The 17,164-nt window shown below is 64.6% G+C and carries 17 protein-coding genes; 12 read left to right on the forward strand and 5 right to left on the reverse strand.

Annotation, left to right across the window (positions count from 1 at the left end; translation table 11 throughout):
* Positions 1-12: 12 nt before the first annotated feature.
* Positions 13-2,178, forward strand: a complete 2,166-nt coding sequence (locus RAM60_RS08440; protein WP_369027143.1) for a primosomal protein N' — start codon at positions 13-15, stop codon at positions 2,176-2,178.
* Here the strand turns inward: RAM60_RS08440 and RAM60_RS08445 are convergent.
* Positions 2,175-2,600 (reverse strand): winged helix-turn-helix transcriptional regulator, encoded by a 426-nt coding sequence (locus RAM60_RS08445; RefSeq protein WP_200980949.1) that lies wholly within the window; start codon positions 2,598-2,600, stop codon positions 2,175-2,177. The genes RAM60_RS08440 and RAM60_RS08445 overlap by 4 nt on opposite strands.
* 41 nt (positions 2,601-2,641) lie before the next feature.
* Here RAM60_RS08445 and RAM60_RS08450 point away from each other — a divergent pair, with 41 nt between their 5' ends.
* Entirely contained in the window at positions 2,642-3,238 is a 597-nt protein-coding gene (locus RAM60_RS08450) for an FMN-dependent NADH-azoreductase (protein WP_369027142.1), read from the forward strand.
* A gap of 34 nt (positions 3,239-3,272) precedes the next feature.
* Positions 3,273-4,826: a cryptochrome/photolyase family protein gene (locus tag RAM60_RS08455; RefSeq protein ID WP_369027141.1), complete on the forward strand. Its 1,554-nt coding sequence runs from the start codon at positions 3,273-3,275 to the stop codon at positions 4,824-4,826.
* On the opposite strand, the gene RAM60_RS08460 is transcribed toward RAM60_RS08455, so the two are convergent.
* From RAM60_RS08460 to RAM60_RS08470, 3 genes are read right to left on the reverse strand one after another with little or no spacing between them, the layout of a single operon-like run.
* Entirely contained in the window at positions 4,823-5,569 is a 747-nt protein-coding gene (locus RAM60_RS08460; protein WP_369027140.1) for an isocitrate lyase/PEP mutase family protein, read from the reverse strand. The genes RAM60_RS08455 and RAM60_RS08460 overlap by 4 nt on opposite strands.
* A gap of 1 nt (position 5,570) precedes the next feature.
* Entirely contained in the window at positions 5,571-6,602 is a 1,032-nt protein-coding gene (ada, locus tag RAM60_RS08465) for a bifunctional DNA-binding transcriptional regulator/O6-methylguanine-DNA methyltransferase Ada (RefSeq protein WP_369027139.1), read from the reverse strand.
* Positions 6,599-7,066 carry a DUF1203 domain-containing protein gene (locus RAM60_RS08470; RefSeq protein ID WP_369027138.1) on the reverse strand — a complete coding sequence of 156 codons (468 nt, stop codon included), beginning with the start codon at positions 7,064-7,066 and terminating at the stop codon, positions 6,599-6,601. Before RAM60_RS08470 ends, ada begins: the two co-directional genes overlap by 4 nt.
* Before the next feature lie 97 nt (positions 7,067-7,163).
* Here RAM60_RS08470 and RAM60_RS08475 point away from each other — a divergent pair, with 97 nt between their 5' ends.
* Positions 7,164-8,702 (forward strand): S1 family peptidase, encoded by a 1,539-nt coding sequence (locus tag RAM60_RS08475; RefSeq protein WP_369027137.1) that lies wholly within the window; start codon positions 7,164-7,166, stop codon positions 8,700-8,702.
* Here RAM60_RS08475 and RAM60_RS08480 read toward each other — a convergent pair.
* The gene (locus RAM60_RS08480) at positions 8,699-9,529 is read right to left on the reverse strand and encodes a TauD/TfdA dioxygenase family protein (protein ID WP_369027136.1); all 831 of its coding nucleotides are present in this window, start codon (positions 9,527-9,529) and stop codon (positions 8,699-8,701) included. The two genes, RAM60_RS08475 and RAM60_RS08480, sit on opposite strands and share 4 nt — an antisense overlap.
* Before the next feature lie 207 nt (positions 9,530-9,736).
* On the opposite strand from RAM60_RS08480, the gene RAM60_RS08485 reads away from it, so the two are divergent.
* The 8 genes from RAM60_RS08485 to RAM60_RS08520 all read left to right on the forward strand — a co-directional run bounded on the left by RAM60_RS08485 (position 9,737) and on the right by RAM60_RS08520 (position 17,104).
* On the forward strand, positions 9,737-10,291 hold the full coding sequence (locus tag RAM60_RS08485; RefSeq protein ID WP_369027135.1) for a F0F1 ATP synthase subunit delta: 555 nt from the start codon (positions 9,737-9,739) through the stop codon (positions 10,289-10,291).
* Between the two features lie 12 nt (positions 10,292-10,303).
* Positions 10,304-11,833, forward strand: a complete 1,530-nt coding sequence (gene atpA, locus RAM60_RS08490; protein ID WP_200980958.1) for a F0F1 ATP synthase subunit alpha — start codon at positions 10,304-10,306, stop codon at positions 11,831-11,833.
* 28 nt (positions 11,834-11,861) lie between these two features.
* Positions 11,862-12,737, forward strand: a complete 876-nt coding sequence (locus RAM60_RS08495; protein WP_369027134.1) for a F0F1 ATP synthase subunit gamma — start codon at positions 11,862-11,864, stop codon at positions 12,735-12,737.
* Positions 12,738-12,747: 10 nt separating this feature from the next.
* A complete protein-coding gene (locus RAM60_RS08500) occupies positions 12,748-13,119 on the forward strand; it encodes a hypothetical protein (RefSeq protein ID WP_246449622.1) in 372 nt (123 codons plus the stop codon).
* A 20-nt stretch (positions 13,120-13,139) separates the two neighbouring features.
* On the forward strand, positions 13,140-14,597 hold the full coding sequence (atpD, locus tag RAM60_RS08505) for a F0F1 ATP synthase subunit beta (RefSeq protein WP_369027133.1): 1,458 nt from the start codon (positions 13,140-13,142) through the stop codon (positions 14,595-14,597).
* A gap of 88 nt (positions 14,598-14,685) precedes the next feature.
* Entirely contained in the window at positions 14,686-15,216 is a 531-nt protein-coding gene (locus tag RAM60_RS08510; RefSeq protein ID WP_369027132.1) for a hypothetical protein, read from the forward strand.
* Positions 15,217-15,218: 2 nt separating this feature from the next.
* Positions 15,219-15,476: an ATP synthase F1 subunit epsilon gene (locus tag RAM60_RS08515; protein WP_369027131.1), complete on the forward strand. Its 258-nt coding sequence runs from the start codon at positions 15,219-15,221 to the stop codon at positions 15,474-15,476.
* Between the two features lie 140 nt (positions 15,477-15,616).
* Complete coding sequence (locus RAM60_RS08520; RefSeq protein ID WP_369027130.1) at positions 15,617-17,104, forward strand: ArnT family glycosyltransferase; 1,488 nt, start codon at positions 15,617-15,619, stop codon at positions 17,102-17,104.
* The last annotated feature ends 60 nt before the right edge of the window (positions 17,105-17,164 follow it).

The raw sequence follows: 17,164 nt of genomic DNA on the forward strand, positions 1-17,164 counted from the left end.
TATGGCGGGACCATGAACCGCGTTCGTTGCCTCGTCCTCAATGCCGCACTCGGCCCGCTGGATTACCGCGTGCCCGACGGCATGGAGGTCGAGCCCGGTTCGGTGGTCGAATGCCCGCTGGGCCCGCGCACCGTGATCGGGATCGTATGGGAGGCTGAACGGCTGCCCGGGACCGAGGTTCCGGCAGAAAAGCTGCGTCCCTTGCGCGATGTGCTTCCGGTTCCGCCCCTGTCCGCGCCCTTGCGGCGGCTGATCGAATGGACGGCCGACTACTACGTCGCCTCCATGGCCGGTGTCGCGCGCATGGCGCTGAGTTCGGGGGGTGCGCTCAAGGGTCCGGCGACAATGACCGAGTATCGCCTCACCGGCGGCATGCCCGAGCGGCTGACCCCGCAACGCCTCGCCGCCATGGAGGCGCTGGAGGGCGAGCAGGCCAACATCCGCGAACTGGCAGGCCTTGCGGGCGTCTCCGAAGGCGTGCTGCGCGGTCTCGTCAACCAGGGCGTTCTCGAACCGGTCGAGGTCGATTGCGACCGCCCCTACGACGAGGCGCGGCCCGACTTCGCCCATGTCGAGCTCAGCCCCCAACAGGCCGAAGCCTCGGCCACCTTTGCAGAGGCGGTACGCAAGGGCGAATTCGCGCCCTTCCTGCTCGACGGCGTGACCGGATCGGGCAAGACCGAGACCTATTTCGAACCTGTCGCAGAGGCATTGCGGATGGGGCGGCAGGTGCTCGTGCTGCTTCCCGAAATCGCGCTGACCGAGAATTTCCTCCACCGCTTCGAGGAGCGTTTCGGCGCAGCGCCGGTGCTGTGGCACTCCTCATTAAAATCGACCGAGCGCCGGCGCGCCTATCGTGCGGTTGCCAGCGGGAGTGCGCAGGTCGTGGTCGGCGCGCGCTCGGCGCTGTTCCTTCCGTTCCGCAAGCTCGGCCTCATCGTCGTCGACGAGGCGCACGAAGTTAGTTTCAAGCAGGAGGATGGCGTGCGCTACAACGCGCGCGACGTCGCGGTGATGCGTGCGCATTTCGAGAAGGTGCCGGTGGTCCTCGCCAGCGCCACGCCCGCGCTCGAGAGCCTGCAGATGGCCGAAAGCGGGATCTACACCAAGATTGACCTGCCGAGCCGTTTTGGCGGTGCCGAGCTGCCCGCGATCGACACCATCGACCTGACGCAGGAGAAGCCGCCGCACGGCATGTGGCTCGCCCAGCGACTGGTCGACGGGATCGAGGAACGGCTGGCCAGGGGCGAGCAGTCGCTGCTGTTCCTCAATCGCCGCGGCTATGCACCGCTGACGCTGTGCCGCAATTGCGGCTTCCGCTTCCAGTGCCCCAATTGCAGCGCCTGGCTGGTCGAGCACCGCTTCTCGCGCCGTCTTGCCTGCCATCATTGCGGGCACGAGACGCCCAGCCCCAATGCCTGTCCCGAATGCGGCGAGCCCGATTGCCTCGTCGCGTGCGGGCCGGGGGTCGAACGCATCGCCGACGAGGTAGCCGAGCGCCTGCCCGATGCGCGGGTCTTCGTGGCGACCTCCGACACGCTCAACTCACCCGGCAAGGCGGCGGAGTTCATCGCGCTGGTGGGGGCGGGCGAGATCGACGTCATTGTCGGCACGCAACTGGTAACCAAGGGGTTCCATTTCCCCGAGCTGACCCTCGTCGGGGTGGTCGATGCCGACCTCGGCCTCGAAGGCGGGGACCTGCGGGCAGGCGAGCGGACCTACCAGCAGGTTGCACAGGTTGCCGGACGCGCGGGTCGCGGCTCAAAGCCGGGTGAAGTGCTGATCCAGACGCGCCACCCTGAAGCCAGCGTTATCGCCGCACTCGCCGCTGGTGACCGCGACGCCTTCTACTCCGCCGAGACCGAGGGACGTCGTCATGCCGGCGCGCCGCCCTTCGGCCGCTGGGCGGCGATCATCATCTCTTCCGAAGACGATGCGGAAGCCCGCGAGGCTGCCAATCGGCTGGGCGCCTTCCGGCCGCAGGTGGATGATTGCCAGATCCTCGGCCCCGCCCCTGCCCCGATGGCGCTGCTACGCGGACGCTATCGCTATCGTTTCCTCATCAATTCGCGGCGATCGGTGCAGTTGCAGGACGTCATTCGCGGCTGGCTGAGGCAGGTCGACCACCCGCCCGGCGTGCGCGTCGCGGTGGACGTCGATCCCTATAGTTTCGTCTAGTCCTGCTCGCTGTCGAACACGGCGCGTGCCGCCTCGACCTTGCCGATATTGGCAATCGCCCAATTGCCCAGCCGCGCCACGGGGTCGCACAGCGAGCGACCCAGTGCCGTCAGCGCATAATCGACACGCGGCGGAACGCTGGGCGTAACGGTGCGATTGACCAGCCCGTCCCGCTCCAGTCCGCGCAGCGTGCGGGTCAACATGCGCTGCGAGATCCCGGGAATGTCGCGGCGCAATTCATTGAAACGGCGCGATCCATCCGCAAGGCCCATGACCACGCGCACCGACCATTTGTCGCCGACGCGGGCGAGGATGTCGTTCACCGCCGTGCACTGCGGCGTGTCGTGAACTTCAAGGGTAACACCGGTGTCCCTATCGGACAGGAAAGTGCCTTCTTGCGCGGGTCGGGGTGCAGTTTCCATATGGCCTCCAGGTTATCAATAGTAACTATGGAGTCCCGCATATGCAAATCCTTCGCATCGACAGTTCGACGACCGGCGACCAGTCCATCAGCCGCAAGCTGACCGACGAGCTGCTCGCCCATTTCACCGCCAAGCATCCCGATGCGAAGGTCGTGACCCGCGACCTCGTGGCCGACCCGCTGGCACATATCGACCCGATCACCACCAGGGCGATCCGCACGCCGCCCGAAACGCACGAGGAGGCCGTCGCTGCCGCTTATCCCGACCAGCGCGCCGTGCTCGACGAATTCCTCGCCTCCGACGTCGTGATCATCGGGGCGCCGATGTACAATTTCTCGATCCCCTCGCAGCTCAAGGCATGGCTCGACCGGCTGGGCGTACCCGGCGTGACCTTCAGCTATTCGGCTGAAGGACCCAAAGGCCTCGCAGGCGAACGCAAGGTGGTGGTCGCCTCGGCGCGCGGCGGCGAGTATTCGACCGATCAGATGGCCGAGAACCAGGAGAGCCTGCTGACGACCTTCTTCGGCTTCATCGGGGTGGAAGATCTTCACTTCGTCCGGGTCGAGAAGGCAGGGTACGGTCCCGATGCGATTGCGGCGGGCCTTGCCGCAGCGAAGGAAGAAATCGCCACGCTCTGAGGCACCAAGCCGGGGCCGGCGCATTGATGGCGCAATGTCCGGCCCCGTTCTCGTTCCAATTCTTGGTGACCAGCTGACGCGCACGCTTGCCAGCCTGCGCGGGCGGAACAAGGACGATACCGTCATCCTGATGATGGAGGTGTGGGACGAGGCAACTTACGTCAAACACCACAAGCAGAAGATCGTCCTCGTCTTCTCGGCCATGCGTCACTTCGCAGAAGAGTTGCGCGAAGCCGGTTGGACCGTCGACTATGTCAGGCTCGACGACCCGGACAATGCGGGCAGCTTCACGGGCGAGGTGGCCCGGGCCATCGAACGGCACGACCCGCGCCTCGTCAGCGTGGTCGAGGCGGGGGAATGGCGCGTTCGGCAGGACATGGATCAGTGGGCGGACAAGTTCGCCTGCGAGGTGGAAATCCTGCGCGACGACCGCTTCGTCTGTTCGCAGGCCGAGTTCGACGACTGGGCAAAGGATCGCAAGGAACTCCGCATGGAGTTCTTCTACCGCGAGATGCGGCGCAAGACCGGCCTGCTGATGGACGATAATGAGCCAGCCGGTGGCCAGTGGAATTACGACAGCGAGAACCGCAAGCCGCCGAAAGAAGGCCTGGCAGCACCCGAGCGCCCGAAATTCGAGCCCGACGGCATCACGCGCGAGGTCATCGACCTCGTCCAATCGCGCTTCGGCGACCATTTCGGCTCGCTCGATCGCTTCGAATGGCCGGTCACCCGTGACGATGCCGCACGCGCCGCCGACGCTTTTTTTGCGGAGCGGATCGAATGCTTTGGCCCTTACCAGGATGCGATGATCGCCGGGCAGGACGATCTGTTCCATTCGATGCTCTCGACCAGCATCAATCTCGGCCTGCTCGACCCGTTGGAGCTGTGCCGCCGAGCCGAGCAGGCTTACCGTGACGGGAAGGCTCCGCTCAATTCGGTCGAGGGGTTCATCCGCCAGATCATCGGATGGCGCGAATATGTGCGCGGCTTCTACTTCAACCAGATGCCCGGCCTCGCCGAAGCCAATGCGCTCAAGGCCACCCGCCCGCTCCCCGAGTTCTACTGGACCGGCAAGACCGACATGGCCTGCCTTGCCGACTGCATTCGCTCGACCGGCGACAATGCCCATGCGCACCACATCCAGCGGCTGATGGTGCTCGGCAATTTCGCGCTGCTCGCAGGGATGGAACCACAGGCGGTCGAGGACTGGTTCCTGGTCGTCTACGCCGATGCCTATGACTGGGTAGAACTGCCCAATGTCGCCGCCATGATCCTCTACGCCGACGGCGGGAAGCTGGCGTCCAAGCCCTATGCGGCCAGCGGCAACTACATCAACAAGATGTCCAACTACTGTTCGGGCTGTCGATACAAAGTCAGCCAGAAGACGGGCGAAGGCGCGTGTCCTTTCAACCCGCTCTACTGGCACTTCATGGCGCGCCACCGCGAGCGGTTCGAGAAGAATCCGCGCATCGGGCGTATCTACGCAACTTGGGACCGGATGGGCGAGACCAAGCAGCGCGAATATCTCGAGAGTGCCGAGGCCTTCCTCGACACGCTCGGACCGGCGGCGGAAGGCTGGGCGCGTTAGCCCTCCGCGTAGACCGCCTGTGCCTGTTCCTTGAGCCAGTTCATCGTCGCCGCCCAGGGGCCGTGGCCATAGCTGATGCGCGCGACGCCCAGTGCCGCGAGTTCGGCCGTCGTGCCGCGCCCGGGCGCCCAGAGGACATTGACCGGCAGCGGCGATCCTTCGCAGATAGCCCGGATCGTCGCATGGTCGCCGAGGAAGGGCACGAAGAGGCTGCCCGCCCCGGCTTCGGCATAGGCGCGGCCGCGTTCGAGGACCTCGTCGATCAATGCCTGCGAATAGTCCGCCGGGTCCTTGCCGCGATAGACGTCGGTGCGGGCGTTGACATGGATGCCGGTCGATGCGGCTGCCGCAATGCGCGCGGCTGCGTCCGCCACCGGTAACAGAGCCGTTTCGCCCGGCAGGCGGTCTTCCATGTTGATCCCGACGGCCCCGAGTTCGAAGGCCTTGGCAACCGATGCTCGCACCTCGTCGGGCGTGTCGCCATAGCCCGCTTCCATGTCGATGGTAACCGGTAGGTCGGTGACCGAAAGGATGCGCTGCAGATTTTCGAGCACGATTTCCAGCGGCAGGGTTTCGCCGTCATGGAAGCCCTGCGCCTCGGCGACGCCATAACTGCCAGTCGCAATTGCCTGCGCCCCCGCTTCGGCCACGGCCTTCGTCGAACCGGCGTCCCAGATATTGTAGAGCACGAGCGGATTGCCCGGCACGTGCATGGCGCGGAACTGGTCTACCTTGTTACTCATCTCAGTTCTTCTCCCGCGCGAGAAGTTCGCGCTTGATATCGAGGCCGTAGGCGTAGCCGCCGAGGTCACCTCCGGTGCGGATCACGCGGTGGCAGGGGATCAGCACGGCGACATTGTTGCGGGCATTGGCGCTCCCGGCGGCACGCACCGCCTTGGGATTGCCTGCCGCCGCCGCAATATCGGCATAGGTCCGCGTCTCGCCCGCGGGAATGTCGCGCAGCGCTTTCCAGCAGGCTTCCTGGAAGGCGGTGCCTTTCACGTCGAGCGGGATATGGGCGAAGTCACCCGGTGCCTCGACGCTGGCGACGACGTCGGCAAGCAGCCGCTCGAAATCCTTTCCGCCCTCGACCAGTTCGGCCTTGGGGAAGCGGCGGGCCAGTTCGCTATCGTCTTCGTTGAAGGAGAGGCGGCAGACCCCCTTGTCGGTGGCGCCGACCAGCATCGGGCCGAGCGAGGTCTTCACCACTGCCCAGTGGATCGTCACCCCGGCCCCGCCATCGCGCCATGCGCTTGCCGTCATGCCCAACCGTCCTTTCGTATCCTCGTAGAAACGCGAGGCCGAACCGTAGCCCGCGTCGTAGATCGCATTCGTGACGCTTTCGCCAGCACTCAAAGCGTCGCGCGCCCGCTCCTCGCGCAAGGCGCGGGCATAGGCTGCGGGCGAGAGTCCCGTCGCGCGCTTGAACACGCGCTGGAAATGCGTCGGGGAATAGCCGGCGATGTCCGCAAGCGCCGTCAGCGATGGCGCGTCTTCGGCCTGCTTGATCTCGTCGATCGCCGCCAGCACCGCAGCCTCGTCGCGAGAGACGTCGTCGGGCATGCAGCGCTTGCAAGCCCTGAGGCCGGTCGCCCGCGCTTCCGCGCCACTGGCGTAGAAACGCACGTTCTCGCGCAGGGGATGGCGCGCCGCGCAGGACGGGCGGCAATAGATGCCCGTGGTCAGCACGCCGGTGACGAAGCGTCCGTCGAAAGCCCGGTCGCGGCGCAGCACGGCAGCCCATGCGGTATCGTCATTGGGGACGGATGCCATCATGCCCTCCTGGCGCGCGCGGCGAAACAACCGCGCACCGCATTGTGCGCGTCGATCTCGACTATTCTGGGGTCTGCAAACAGCTCGCGCAATCCCGCGTTCGCTTCTCCCGGAGCAGTGAGCCGGGCATCGACCATCATCCCGTCTGCGTCGAAGCCGCGCAACGACATCCAGCGGGTCAGCATCACCGGCGGCAGTTCGTCGCAGTAGCGGGCCGGTGCTGCACAGCCTTCGGACACGAAGATCGCGTGGCTCGCGCGGAAGGGCGTATCGCCCATGCGCGATTCGTGGTTGAGCAGGAGCAAGGTGTCACCGACCGGCACTTCGTCGAGAGTTACACGGCACGGGAACCCCGGAGCCTCGTCGGCCCGCATCCGCACCACACCCATTTCGGCGAGCGCGTCATCCGGCATGCCGAACAAGGGGGCGAACGGCGCGGGATCGAGGCCTTCGATAACGTAATTCATTGTCCAATACTCCTTTGACCTCGTTCTGGCCGTACTGTGCGGAGCGCGCATCCCGTGTCTTGCGGTCAAAGCCGATGACGGCCAAAAGTGGTCGCGGATGGGACGCATCTTCACCTTGTTCGCCGCGCTGCTAGCGCTCCTTGCTCCTGCGATGGCGCTGGCCGATCCGGCGGATATCGACGCTGCCGCGCGGGGCGTGGTGCGCGTTGTCATCATCGGGCAGGACGGGGATGAGCTTTACCCTGTCAGTCATGGCACGGGCTTTGCCGTGACAGCCGACAAGATCGTGACCAACGCACACGTCGTGCGCGATGCGATGCGCGACAACGAGCTGCGGATCGGCATTATTCCCAGCGGTGGGGGCGAGGCGGTTTACGGCCAGCTGATCACCACCTCGACGAAGAACGATCTCGCGCTCGTCCGTATCACCGGATCGCTCCGCTTGCCGCAACTCGCGCTGGCCGGTGGAGCGCCGCCCGACAGCGGCGACGTGACCAGCGTCGGCTATCCGATGAACGTCGACCGCGCGCAGGGACTTTCGCTGGCAGACCTCTTCCGCAGCCAGCCGCCGGTGAAGAGCCGTGGCTTCGTTTCGGGAGCGCGGCCCAGCAAGCAGTTCGATTCGATCCTCCACACCGCCCCCATCGCGCGCGGCAATTCGGGCGGCCCGCTGCTCGACAATTGCGGGCGCGTGCTGGGCGTCAACAGCTTCGGCTCCGACAACGATGGCGGCGATGCAGAGTTCTTCTTTGCCGTGTCGAACCGCGAACTGATCCCCTTCCTCAAGGCCAATGGCGTCACGCCACGGGTGAACGACCTGCCCTGTCGCTCGATGGCCGACCTCGACGAAGCGGAACGCCAGCGGATGGAGCGCGAGCAAATGGTCGCGCGGCAGGACCTCGAGCAGCAGACCGAAGAACTGCGCACCAAGCGCGAGCGGGCCATGCTGGAAGCGGAACAGGGGGTCATCACCGACCGCGAGGATCGCGTCTTCCTGTCTTTCGTCCTGCTCCTTGTCGCCTTCGGGCTCGGCCAGTGGGCGCTTTCGCTGTGGAACGCCGAACCGCGCGATGAGAAGCGCCTGCGCATCGTTGGCGGGGCTGCGGCGGTTGTGACGCTGGCTGCGCTGGCCGCCTATCTGACGCGCCCGGGCCTCGACGAAATCGACCGGCGCGTGGCCGCCGCCATGCAGGAGGATGCACCCGACCACGGCAATGAAGCGCCAGAGACCGGCGACATGGCGCTGAAGTGCGTCCTCATCCCGGAACGCAGCCGCATCACCAACTCGGACACCGAGGACGTCGACTTCGACTGGACCAGCGGCGGCTGCGTCAACGAGCGCACCCAGTACGGATTCTCCGGCGGCACCTGGTCCCGCATCTTCGTGCCCAACTCGGAAGACGCGGTCTCGGTCAACAGCTTCGATCCCGACCGCAAGATCTATCGCGTCGAACGTTACCTCCTGTCGCGCAGCGCGATGGAAGAAGCACGTATCGCGCGCGGCAAGTACAGCGCACCCCAATGCGGCGTCGAAGGGGCGGCGGGCACCCTCGGCGACCTGCAGGGCGAAGTTACCAGCCAGCTACCCCAGCAGCCGAACGAGCGGCTGGTCTATGAGTGCAGTCCGCGGGATTAAGCCGCCAGCGCCTCCCCGCTCAGCGTGATGCGGTGCATTTCGCGGGCGTATCCCTGGTAATCGTTGAGCGCATAGTGCCAGGTCGTGCGGTTGTCCCAGATCGCCACCGTGCCGGGCTTCCATTCCAGCCGGCAAGTGTTGTCCGCGGCGGTCGCCGCCGCATAGAGGCGCTGGAGCAGCGGCATGCTTTCCTCGCGCGTCTTGCCGACGATGTTCCAGGTGAAGGCGCTGTTGACGTAGAGCAGCTTGCGGCCCGTCTGCGGGTGGCGGATGACGACGGGATGGGTGGCGCCGGTCTTCAGTGACTGGCCGCGCAACTCGCTGCCCATGTCGGTCTTGGCGTAAAGGCCGCCCTCTTCATAGATGTGATCGGCGGTGTGGTAGGCCTGCAGCCCCTCGATCTCGGCCTTGAGATCGTCGGGCAGCGCGTCATACGCCTCGCCCATGTGCGCCCACATGGTGTCGCCGCCAGAAGGCGGAAGATGGCGTGCGACCAGCACCGAGCCCATCGCGGGCACCTGGTCATAGGAATGGTCGGTGTGCCAGCCGCCGCCGATATTGGTGGTCTGGTCCTCACGCTTCCTGACGATGGCGATTTCGGGATGCTCTTCGGTCAGCGGGAAATAATTGTTGATGTCGATACCGCCCCAGCGCTGGGCGAAGAGGATATGTGCCTCGGGAGTGAAATCGTGCTGGTCGCGGAAAACGGCCACGCCGTGCTCGTAGATAGCACGCTTGATCGCATCCATCGCCGCGCCTTCGGCCTCGGCCAGGCGGACACCAGAAAATTCGACCCCGCATTTGGGGGCCAGCGGCACCATTTCCATCGCATCTCTCCCTTGCGACCGCACGTGCTTGGGCGACAGTCTATGCCTGTCCGACCCAAAGTCCAATCTTTCCGGGGCTGACTCGGGTTGCAAGTGCGAAGACCCTTTGCTAGGCGCGCGCCGACCCTGCCGGGGCGACTCTGTTTCGCCTGCCTATCGGTGCGGTTGCACAGACTTTTCTTCCGGACCCAAGAGGACCTCAAGCGCGTGGATATTTCCGCCGGTATTCAGGCTAGCCTGGCAGGCCGCTATGCATCGGCCCTGTTCGATCTCGCATCCGAGAACGGGACCGTTACCGCGGTCGAATCGGATCTCGAGAAGATCGAGGCTGCTCTCGCCGAATCGAACGAGCTTTCGCTGCTCACCACCAACCCCAAGGTTTCGCGCGCTGCTGCGGAACAGGCGCTGGCAGGTGTGGCCAAGGTTCTCGGCCTTTCGGCCCTTTCGCAAAACTTCCTCGGCGTGCTGGCGCAGAACCGCCGCCTGTCGCAGCTGCCGGCCGTGATCCGCGCCTTCCGCGCCATCGCCGCCGCCCAGCGCGGCGAAGTCGCCGCCGAAGTCACCAGCGCCCATGCCCTCACCGACGCGCAGCTCGACCAGCTCAAGGCCAAGCTGACCGCGCGCGAGGGCCGCACTGTAAAGCTTACCACCAAGGTCGACCCCGATCTCCTCGGCGGCCTTGTCGTCACCATCGGTTCGAAGCGCATCGACGCCTCGATCCGCACCCGTCTCAATTCTCTCGCCCAGGCCATGAAGGCTTAAAGGACTAGAAACATGGATATCCGCGCCGCAGAAATCTCCAAGGTCATCAAGGACCAGATCGCCAACTTCGGCACCGAAGCCGAGGTGAGCGAAGTCGGTTCCGTGCTGTCGGTGGGTGACGGTATTGCCCGCATCCACGGCCTCGACAGCGTGCAGGCTGGCGAGATGATCGAATTCTCCAACGGCATGCAGGGCATGGCCCTCAACCTCGAAGCCGACAACGTCGGCGCGGTGATCTTCGGTTCGGACGCCACCATCAAGGAAGGCGACAGCGTCAAGCGCACCGGCACCATCGTGGACGTTCCCGTCGGCAAGGGCCTGCTCGGCCGCGTCGTCGACGCACTCGGCAACCCGATCGACGGCAAGGGCCCGATCGTCGCCGAGAAGCGCGCACGCGTCGAATCGAAGGCGCCGGGCATCATCCCGCGCCAGTCGGTTTCGGAACCCGTCCAGTCGGGCCTCAAGGCCATCGACGCCCTCGTCCCCGTTGGCCGTGGCCAGCGCGAGCTGATCATCGGTGACCGCCAGACCGGCAAGACCGCCGTCGCGATCGACACCTTCATCAACCAGAAGGAAGCGAACCAGGGCAGCGACGAGAGCAAGAAGCTCTACTGCATCTACGTCGCCGTCGGCCAGAAGCGCTCGACCGTCGCACAGATCGTCCGCGCGCTCGAAGAAAACGGCGCGATGGAATACTCGATCGTCGTCGCCGCTACCGCTTCGGAGCCCGCTCCGCTGCAGTACCTCGCACCCTACACCGGTGCCGCGATGGGTGAATTCTTCCGCGACAACGGCATGCACGCCGTGATCGTGTACGACGACCTTTCGAAGCAGGCCGTCGCCTACCGCCAGATGTCGCTGCTGCTCCGCCGCCCGCCGGGCCGTGAAGCCTACCCCGGCGACGTGTTCTACCTCCACAGCCGCCTGCTCGAGCGCGCGGCGAAGATGTCGGACGAAAACGGCGGCGGTTCGCTGACCGCACTGCCGATCATCGAAACCCAGGCGGGCGACGTGTCGGCCTACATTCCGACCAACGTGATCTCGATCACCGACGGCCAGATCTTCCTTGAAACCGACCTCTTCTACCAGGGCATCCGTCCGGCGATTAACGTCGGCCTGTCGGTGTCGCGTGTGGGCGGTGCCGCCCAGACCAAGGCGATGAAGAAGGTCGCCGGCTCGATGAAGCTCGACCTCGCCCAGTATCGCGAAATGGCCGCCTTCGCGCAGTTCGGCTCGGACCTCGACGCCGCAACGCAAAAGCTGCTCAACCGCGGTGCTCGCCTGACCGAGCTGCTCAAGCAGCGCCAGTTCAACCCGATGCCGGTGGAAGAGCAGGTCGTTTCGATCTTCGCAGGTACCAACGGCTACCTCGACGCGATCCCGACCGACCGCGTCACCGCCTATGAAGAGCAGATGCTGTCCTTCATGCGCACCGAACACGCCGCCGTGCTCAAGGAAATCCGCGACACCGGCAAGTTCGAGGACGATGTGAAGAACAAGGTCGTCGACGCGCTTCAGGCTTTCGCCAAGCAGTTCGCCTGAGACCCAAGAGACTAGCTAGGGAGCCGTCATGGCCTCGCTGAAAGAACTCAAGGGCCGGATCAACTCGGTCAAGTCGACCCAGAAGATCACCAAGGCCAAGCAGATGGTCGCTGCGGCCAAGCTGCGCCGTGCGCAGGCTGCCGCCGAAGCCGCACGCCCCTATGCCGAACGGCTGTCGGGCGTGATGGCCTCGCTCGCCTCCAAGGTGAGCGGCGACAGCGCGCCGAAGCTGCTCAAGGGCACCGGTTCGGACAAGCGCCACCTGCTGGTGGTCGTGAACACCGACAAGGGCCTGTGCGGCGGCCTCAACTCGAACATCGTCAAGGCTGCCAAGCAGAAGGCCGCCAAGCTGATCGCCGAGGGCAAGGAAGTGCACTTCTACCTCATCGGCAAGAAGGGCCGTGCCCCGATCAAGCGCGACTATGCCGAGCGGATCGACCACTGGTTCGACACTTCCGCCGTGCGCCAGCCCGGTTTCGAGGAAGCCGAAGCCATCGCAGACGACCTGATCGCACGTTTCGAAAAGGGCGAATTCGATGTCGCCCACCTCGTCTACCCGATCTTCCAGTCGGCCCTGGCGCAGGAACCGACGGTCGACCAGCTGATCCCCGTCCCCTCGCCTGCGGCCGATACCGCAGCCGTTGGCGACGCCGTGGTCGAATACGAGCCGGGCGAAGAGGAAATCCTCGAAGAACTGCTGCCGCGCTACGTCAAGACCCAGGTCTTCGGTGCGCTGATCGAACGCGAGGCATCCGAACAGGGTGCATCGATGACCGCCATGGACAATGCCACGCGCAACGCCGGCGACCTCATCAACAAGCTGACGATCCAGTACAACCGCAGCCGCCAGGCCGCGATTACCACCGAACTGATCGAAATCATTGCCGGTGCGGAAGCACTGTAAGGACCCTCACGTGAAGAAAATCGCCCTCCTTCTCCCCGTTCTCGCCCTCGCCGCCTGCGGCCAGCAGGCCGAAGAAGCTCCGGCAGCTGCCGAGACGGTTGCGGCCGCTCCCGAGCCGGTCAACACCCTGCCCGCGCCGGACCAGGAAACCTTCAGCAAGCTCTTCGGCGAAGCATGTGAAGGTGCCGAGCCGGTGAACACCGCCGTGTGCAAGCGCGCCGGCATGGGTTCGAAGGACGTCGTATGCGAATACGGCCTCGGCGAAGACACCTACCTGCGCCACAAGGCGACCATCACCGCGAACGAGGACAGCACCGCATGGATGCTGGCCGACGCCGCGACCGTTTGCGCCGAGCATGGCGCCCACCACAAAGCCTCCTGATCCAGTAGGACACACACATCATGGCCACCGCACCCAAGCTTAACCAGAGCCCCAACGGCACCATCAGCCAGGTCATCGGCGCCGTCGTCGACGTACAGTTCGACGGCGAACTGCCGGCGATCCTGACCGCGCTCGAAACGAAGAACGGCGACAACACGCTGGTCCTCGAAGTCGCGCAGCACCTCGGTGAAAACACCGTCCGCACCATCGCAATGGACGGCACCGACGGTCTCGTTCGCGGCCAGGAAGTCGTGAACACCGGCGCGCAGATTTCGGTCCCCGTCGGCCCGAAGACGCTTGGCCGCATCATGAATGTCGTCGGCCAGCCGATCGACGAGCGCGGCCCGATCGGTGCCGAAACCAGCAGCCCGATCCACGCCGAGGCCCCGCTGTTCATCGACCAGTCGACCGAAGCGGCCATTCTCGTCACGGGCATCAAGGTCATCGACCTCCTCGCCCCCTATGCCAAGGGCGGCAAGATCGGCCTGTTCGGCGGCGCCGGCGTCGGCAAGACCGTGCTCATCCAGGAACTCATCAACAACATCGCCAAGGGCCACGGCGGCGTGTCCGTGTTCGCGGGCGTCGGTGAGCGTACCCGCGAGGGCAACGACCTCTATCACGAATTCCTCGACGCCGGCGTTATCGCCAAGAACGAGGCCGGCGAGGCGATTTCGGAAGGTTCGAAGGTGGCCCTCGTCTTCGGCCAGATGAACGAGCCCCCGGGCGCCCGCGCCCGCGTCGCCCTGTCGGGCCTGACCATGGCGGAATACTTCCGCGACGTCGAAGGCCAGGACGTGCTGTTCTTCGTCGACAACATCTTCCGCTTCACCCAGGCGGGTTCGGAAGTGTCGGCACTGCTTGGCCGTATTCCTTCGGCCGTGGGCTACCAGCCGACCCTGTCGACCGACATGGGCAACCTGCAGGAACGCATCACCTCGACCACCAAGGGTTCGATTACCTCGGTCCAGGCCATTTACGTTCCCGCCGACGACCTTACCGACCCGGCTCCGGCAACTTCGTTCGCCCACTTGGACGCAACGACCACGCTGTCGCGCGCCATTTCGGAGCTCGGCATCTACCCGGCGGTGGACCCGCTCGACTCGACCAGCCGCGTTCTCGAACCGCGCGTCGTCGGTGCCGAGCACTACGAGACCGCTCGCCGCGTCCAGGAAACGCTGCAGAAGTACAAGAGCCTGCAGGACATCATCGCCATTCTCGGCATGGACGAACTGTCGGAAGAAGATAAGCTGACCGTGGCCCGCGCCCGCAAGATCCAGCGCTTCCTCTCGCAGCCGTTCCACGTCGCCGAGGTGTTCACCAACATCCCGGGCGTGTTCGTCCAGCTCGAAGACACGGTGAAGTCGTTCAAGGCTGTCGTCGACGGCGAATACGACCACCTGCCGGAAGCCGCCTTCTACATGGTCGGCGGTATCGACCAGGCGGTCGCCAAGGCGAAGAAGCTGGCCGAGGAAGCGTAAGCACATGGCTCGGGGCGGGGTTCGGGCAGGTACCTGGGTCGCGATAGCGGCCCTCGGCTTCGCTCCGGTCCCCGCCCTCGGGCAGTCGATGAACGACTACTCCGGCGATGAAGTCGCTCCGATGCTGGAAAATGCACCAACGCTGGCCAGCCGCGGATACTACGCCTTGACCACGATCTGCCCCGCCGTCCTGACCGACGTGGACATGGGCGCGATCAACCAGGAACTCGGCGCCATGGGATTTACTGACAATCCCCAGATCGAGCATGTTCCGGACCTCGGCAATCTGCGGAGCGTCGAGGCAAAGCTGAATGACGGTATTGCCAAGCTTGGCATTACCGACGACCGGAAGTTTTGTGCGGTCATGATGGGCGGAGACGGGGCGGAGAATGCATTCAAGGGCATTCGGGACTTCATCCCCTTCGTACTGGAAGGCACGAGGACGGACTCACAACTCGCCGAGCACGCGAAGCAACAGGGTTCTGATCTGACCCGCTATGTGACGCCGCTCGAAAACGATTCTTACTATGTCTTGGATTTCATCGACGATCGTGCGGTCAAACCGACCTCCAACCTTGTCGTCCACGCGCGAATCCTGACTGCATCTGACGGAAACTGACAATGGCTCTGCATTTCGAACTCGTGACCCCTGCGAAGCTGGTCCGCTCCGAGGAAGTCCACATGGTGGTCGTCCCCGGCACGGAAGGCGAATTCGGCGTGCTCGAGGGCCACGCGCCCTTCATGTCGACGATCCGCGACGGTGCCGTGCAGGTCTACAAGACCGAAGGCGGCGCGCCCGAGACCATCGAAGTCCGCGGCGGCTTCGCCGAGGTTTCGGAAAAGGGCCTGACGGTCCTGGCGGAGCACGTCGAAGGCTGATCCTTCCGCAGCTCGTGAAATTCGAAAGGGCGGTCCTGCGGGGCCGCCCTTTTTCGTTTCATCGCCCGTCCTTTCCGCAACAGGTGAAAACCCGCCACCTCGCCTTGGCGACTGGCACCTAGCAAGGGCATCACCCTGCAATGACAGCGGTTCAGGCAGGCTCAGTGCAGACCGAAAGGCGCGGCAGGTATGGCGAGATCGCCGTGCTCGCCGTGCTTGCACTCGTGACCTTCGCCGTCCGCGCAGCATGGTTCGGCGATCCCAATGCCGACATCGACGAGCAGCTCTACTCGCTGATCGGGCTCGAGATGACCCACGGCGCGCTCCCTTACGTAGACCTGTGGGACCGCAAGCCGATCGGCCTGTTCGCTTTGTTTGCCCTCGCCCACCTGATTGGCGGGCCGGGACCCGTTGCCTACCAGGTGCTGGCGGCGTTGTTCACCGTCGGTGGGGCTTGGATGACCTACCGGTTGGCGAGGAAGCTGGTCGACCCGATCACGGCAATGGGCTCGGGGGTCCTCTATGTCTTCCTGCTCTCGATCTACGGGAGCCACTCGGCCCAGGCAGAAGCTTTTTTCCTGCCGATGATGCTGGCCATGGCGCTGCTGGTCATCGATCCCCTGCACCCGCGCGCTGTGCAACGATCCCTTGTCGCGATGCTGATCGGCGGGATCGCACTGCAGGTGAAGTACACCGTCCTGCCCCAGTGCATCTTCTTCGGCTTGTGGGCCCTGTGGGGGCAGTTCCGTATGGGGAAACAGGGGTCAGCACTTGTTGGTCAAGCTGTCAGCTTCGCGGCACTCGGAATCCTCCCGACATTTTTGATCGGGCTGGCATATGGGGTTGCCGGGCATTGGGACGCGTTCGCGTTCGCCAACTTCGTATCGTTTTTCGAGCGCCTTCCGGCCGAGTCAGGACGCATCGCGTCAGGGCACTTGGCCTTCCTGTTGCCAGTCTTCGGCTTGCTAGCACTCGGATTCTATGCGGCCTTTCGCCTTTCGCCACCGCGAGACCAGCGCAACTACCGGTTCTTCGTACTCTGGCTGGTTGCGACCGTTTGCACGATTTACCTGCCCGCGACTGTCTACCTTTATTACTACGCGTCACTTGCTCCTGTCGTTGCGCTTACCAGCCTGCCCATTCTCGACCGCAAGGGCGCAATCGGCCCAATTCCCCTGATGCTGGCTTTGATCGCATTCGGCTACCTCCAATTCCTGCCGGGGAAGTACGAGAAGGCCGACGAGCATCGCGAGAAGATGACCAGCCTTGCAGCGGCGATCAAACCGAGGTTGAGCGAGAACAATTGCCTCTACATCTTCGACGGTCCCACCGCGCTTTATCGCATGAGCGCTTCTTGCCTGCCCACGCGCTTCATCTACCCCGATCATCTCAACAACGCATTCGAGCGCAATTCGCTGGGCGTTTCGCAGATGGGCGAGGTCGCGCGGATCCTTTCGAACCGCCCCCCTGTCATCGTCACCGCCGACACGGCATTCACCCCACAAAATGAAGAAGCCAAGGCTCTGGTCTGGACAACTGTCAAACACGACTATGTCGAGATTGCCATGGAGGAGCTGCACAAGCGCAAGATCCGCGTCTGGGCCCGGCGCGACACAGCGCCGCACTGACCCTTCGTCCACGCGAGTCGCCTCCTCATCGAGCGGTTGGCCACAGGGGGCCTCGGCATG

Origin of the sequence: Qipengyuania sp. RANM35 (assembly GCF_041021145.2) — a bacterium.
Classification (GTDB): domain Bacteria; phylum Pseudomonadota; class Alphaproteobacteria; order Sphingomonadales; family Sphingomonadaceae; genus Qipengyuania; species Qipengyuania soli.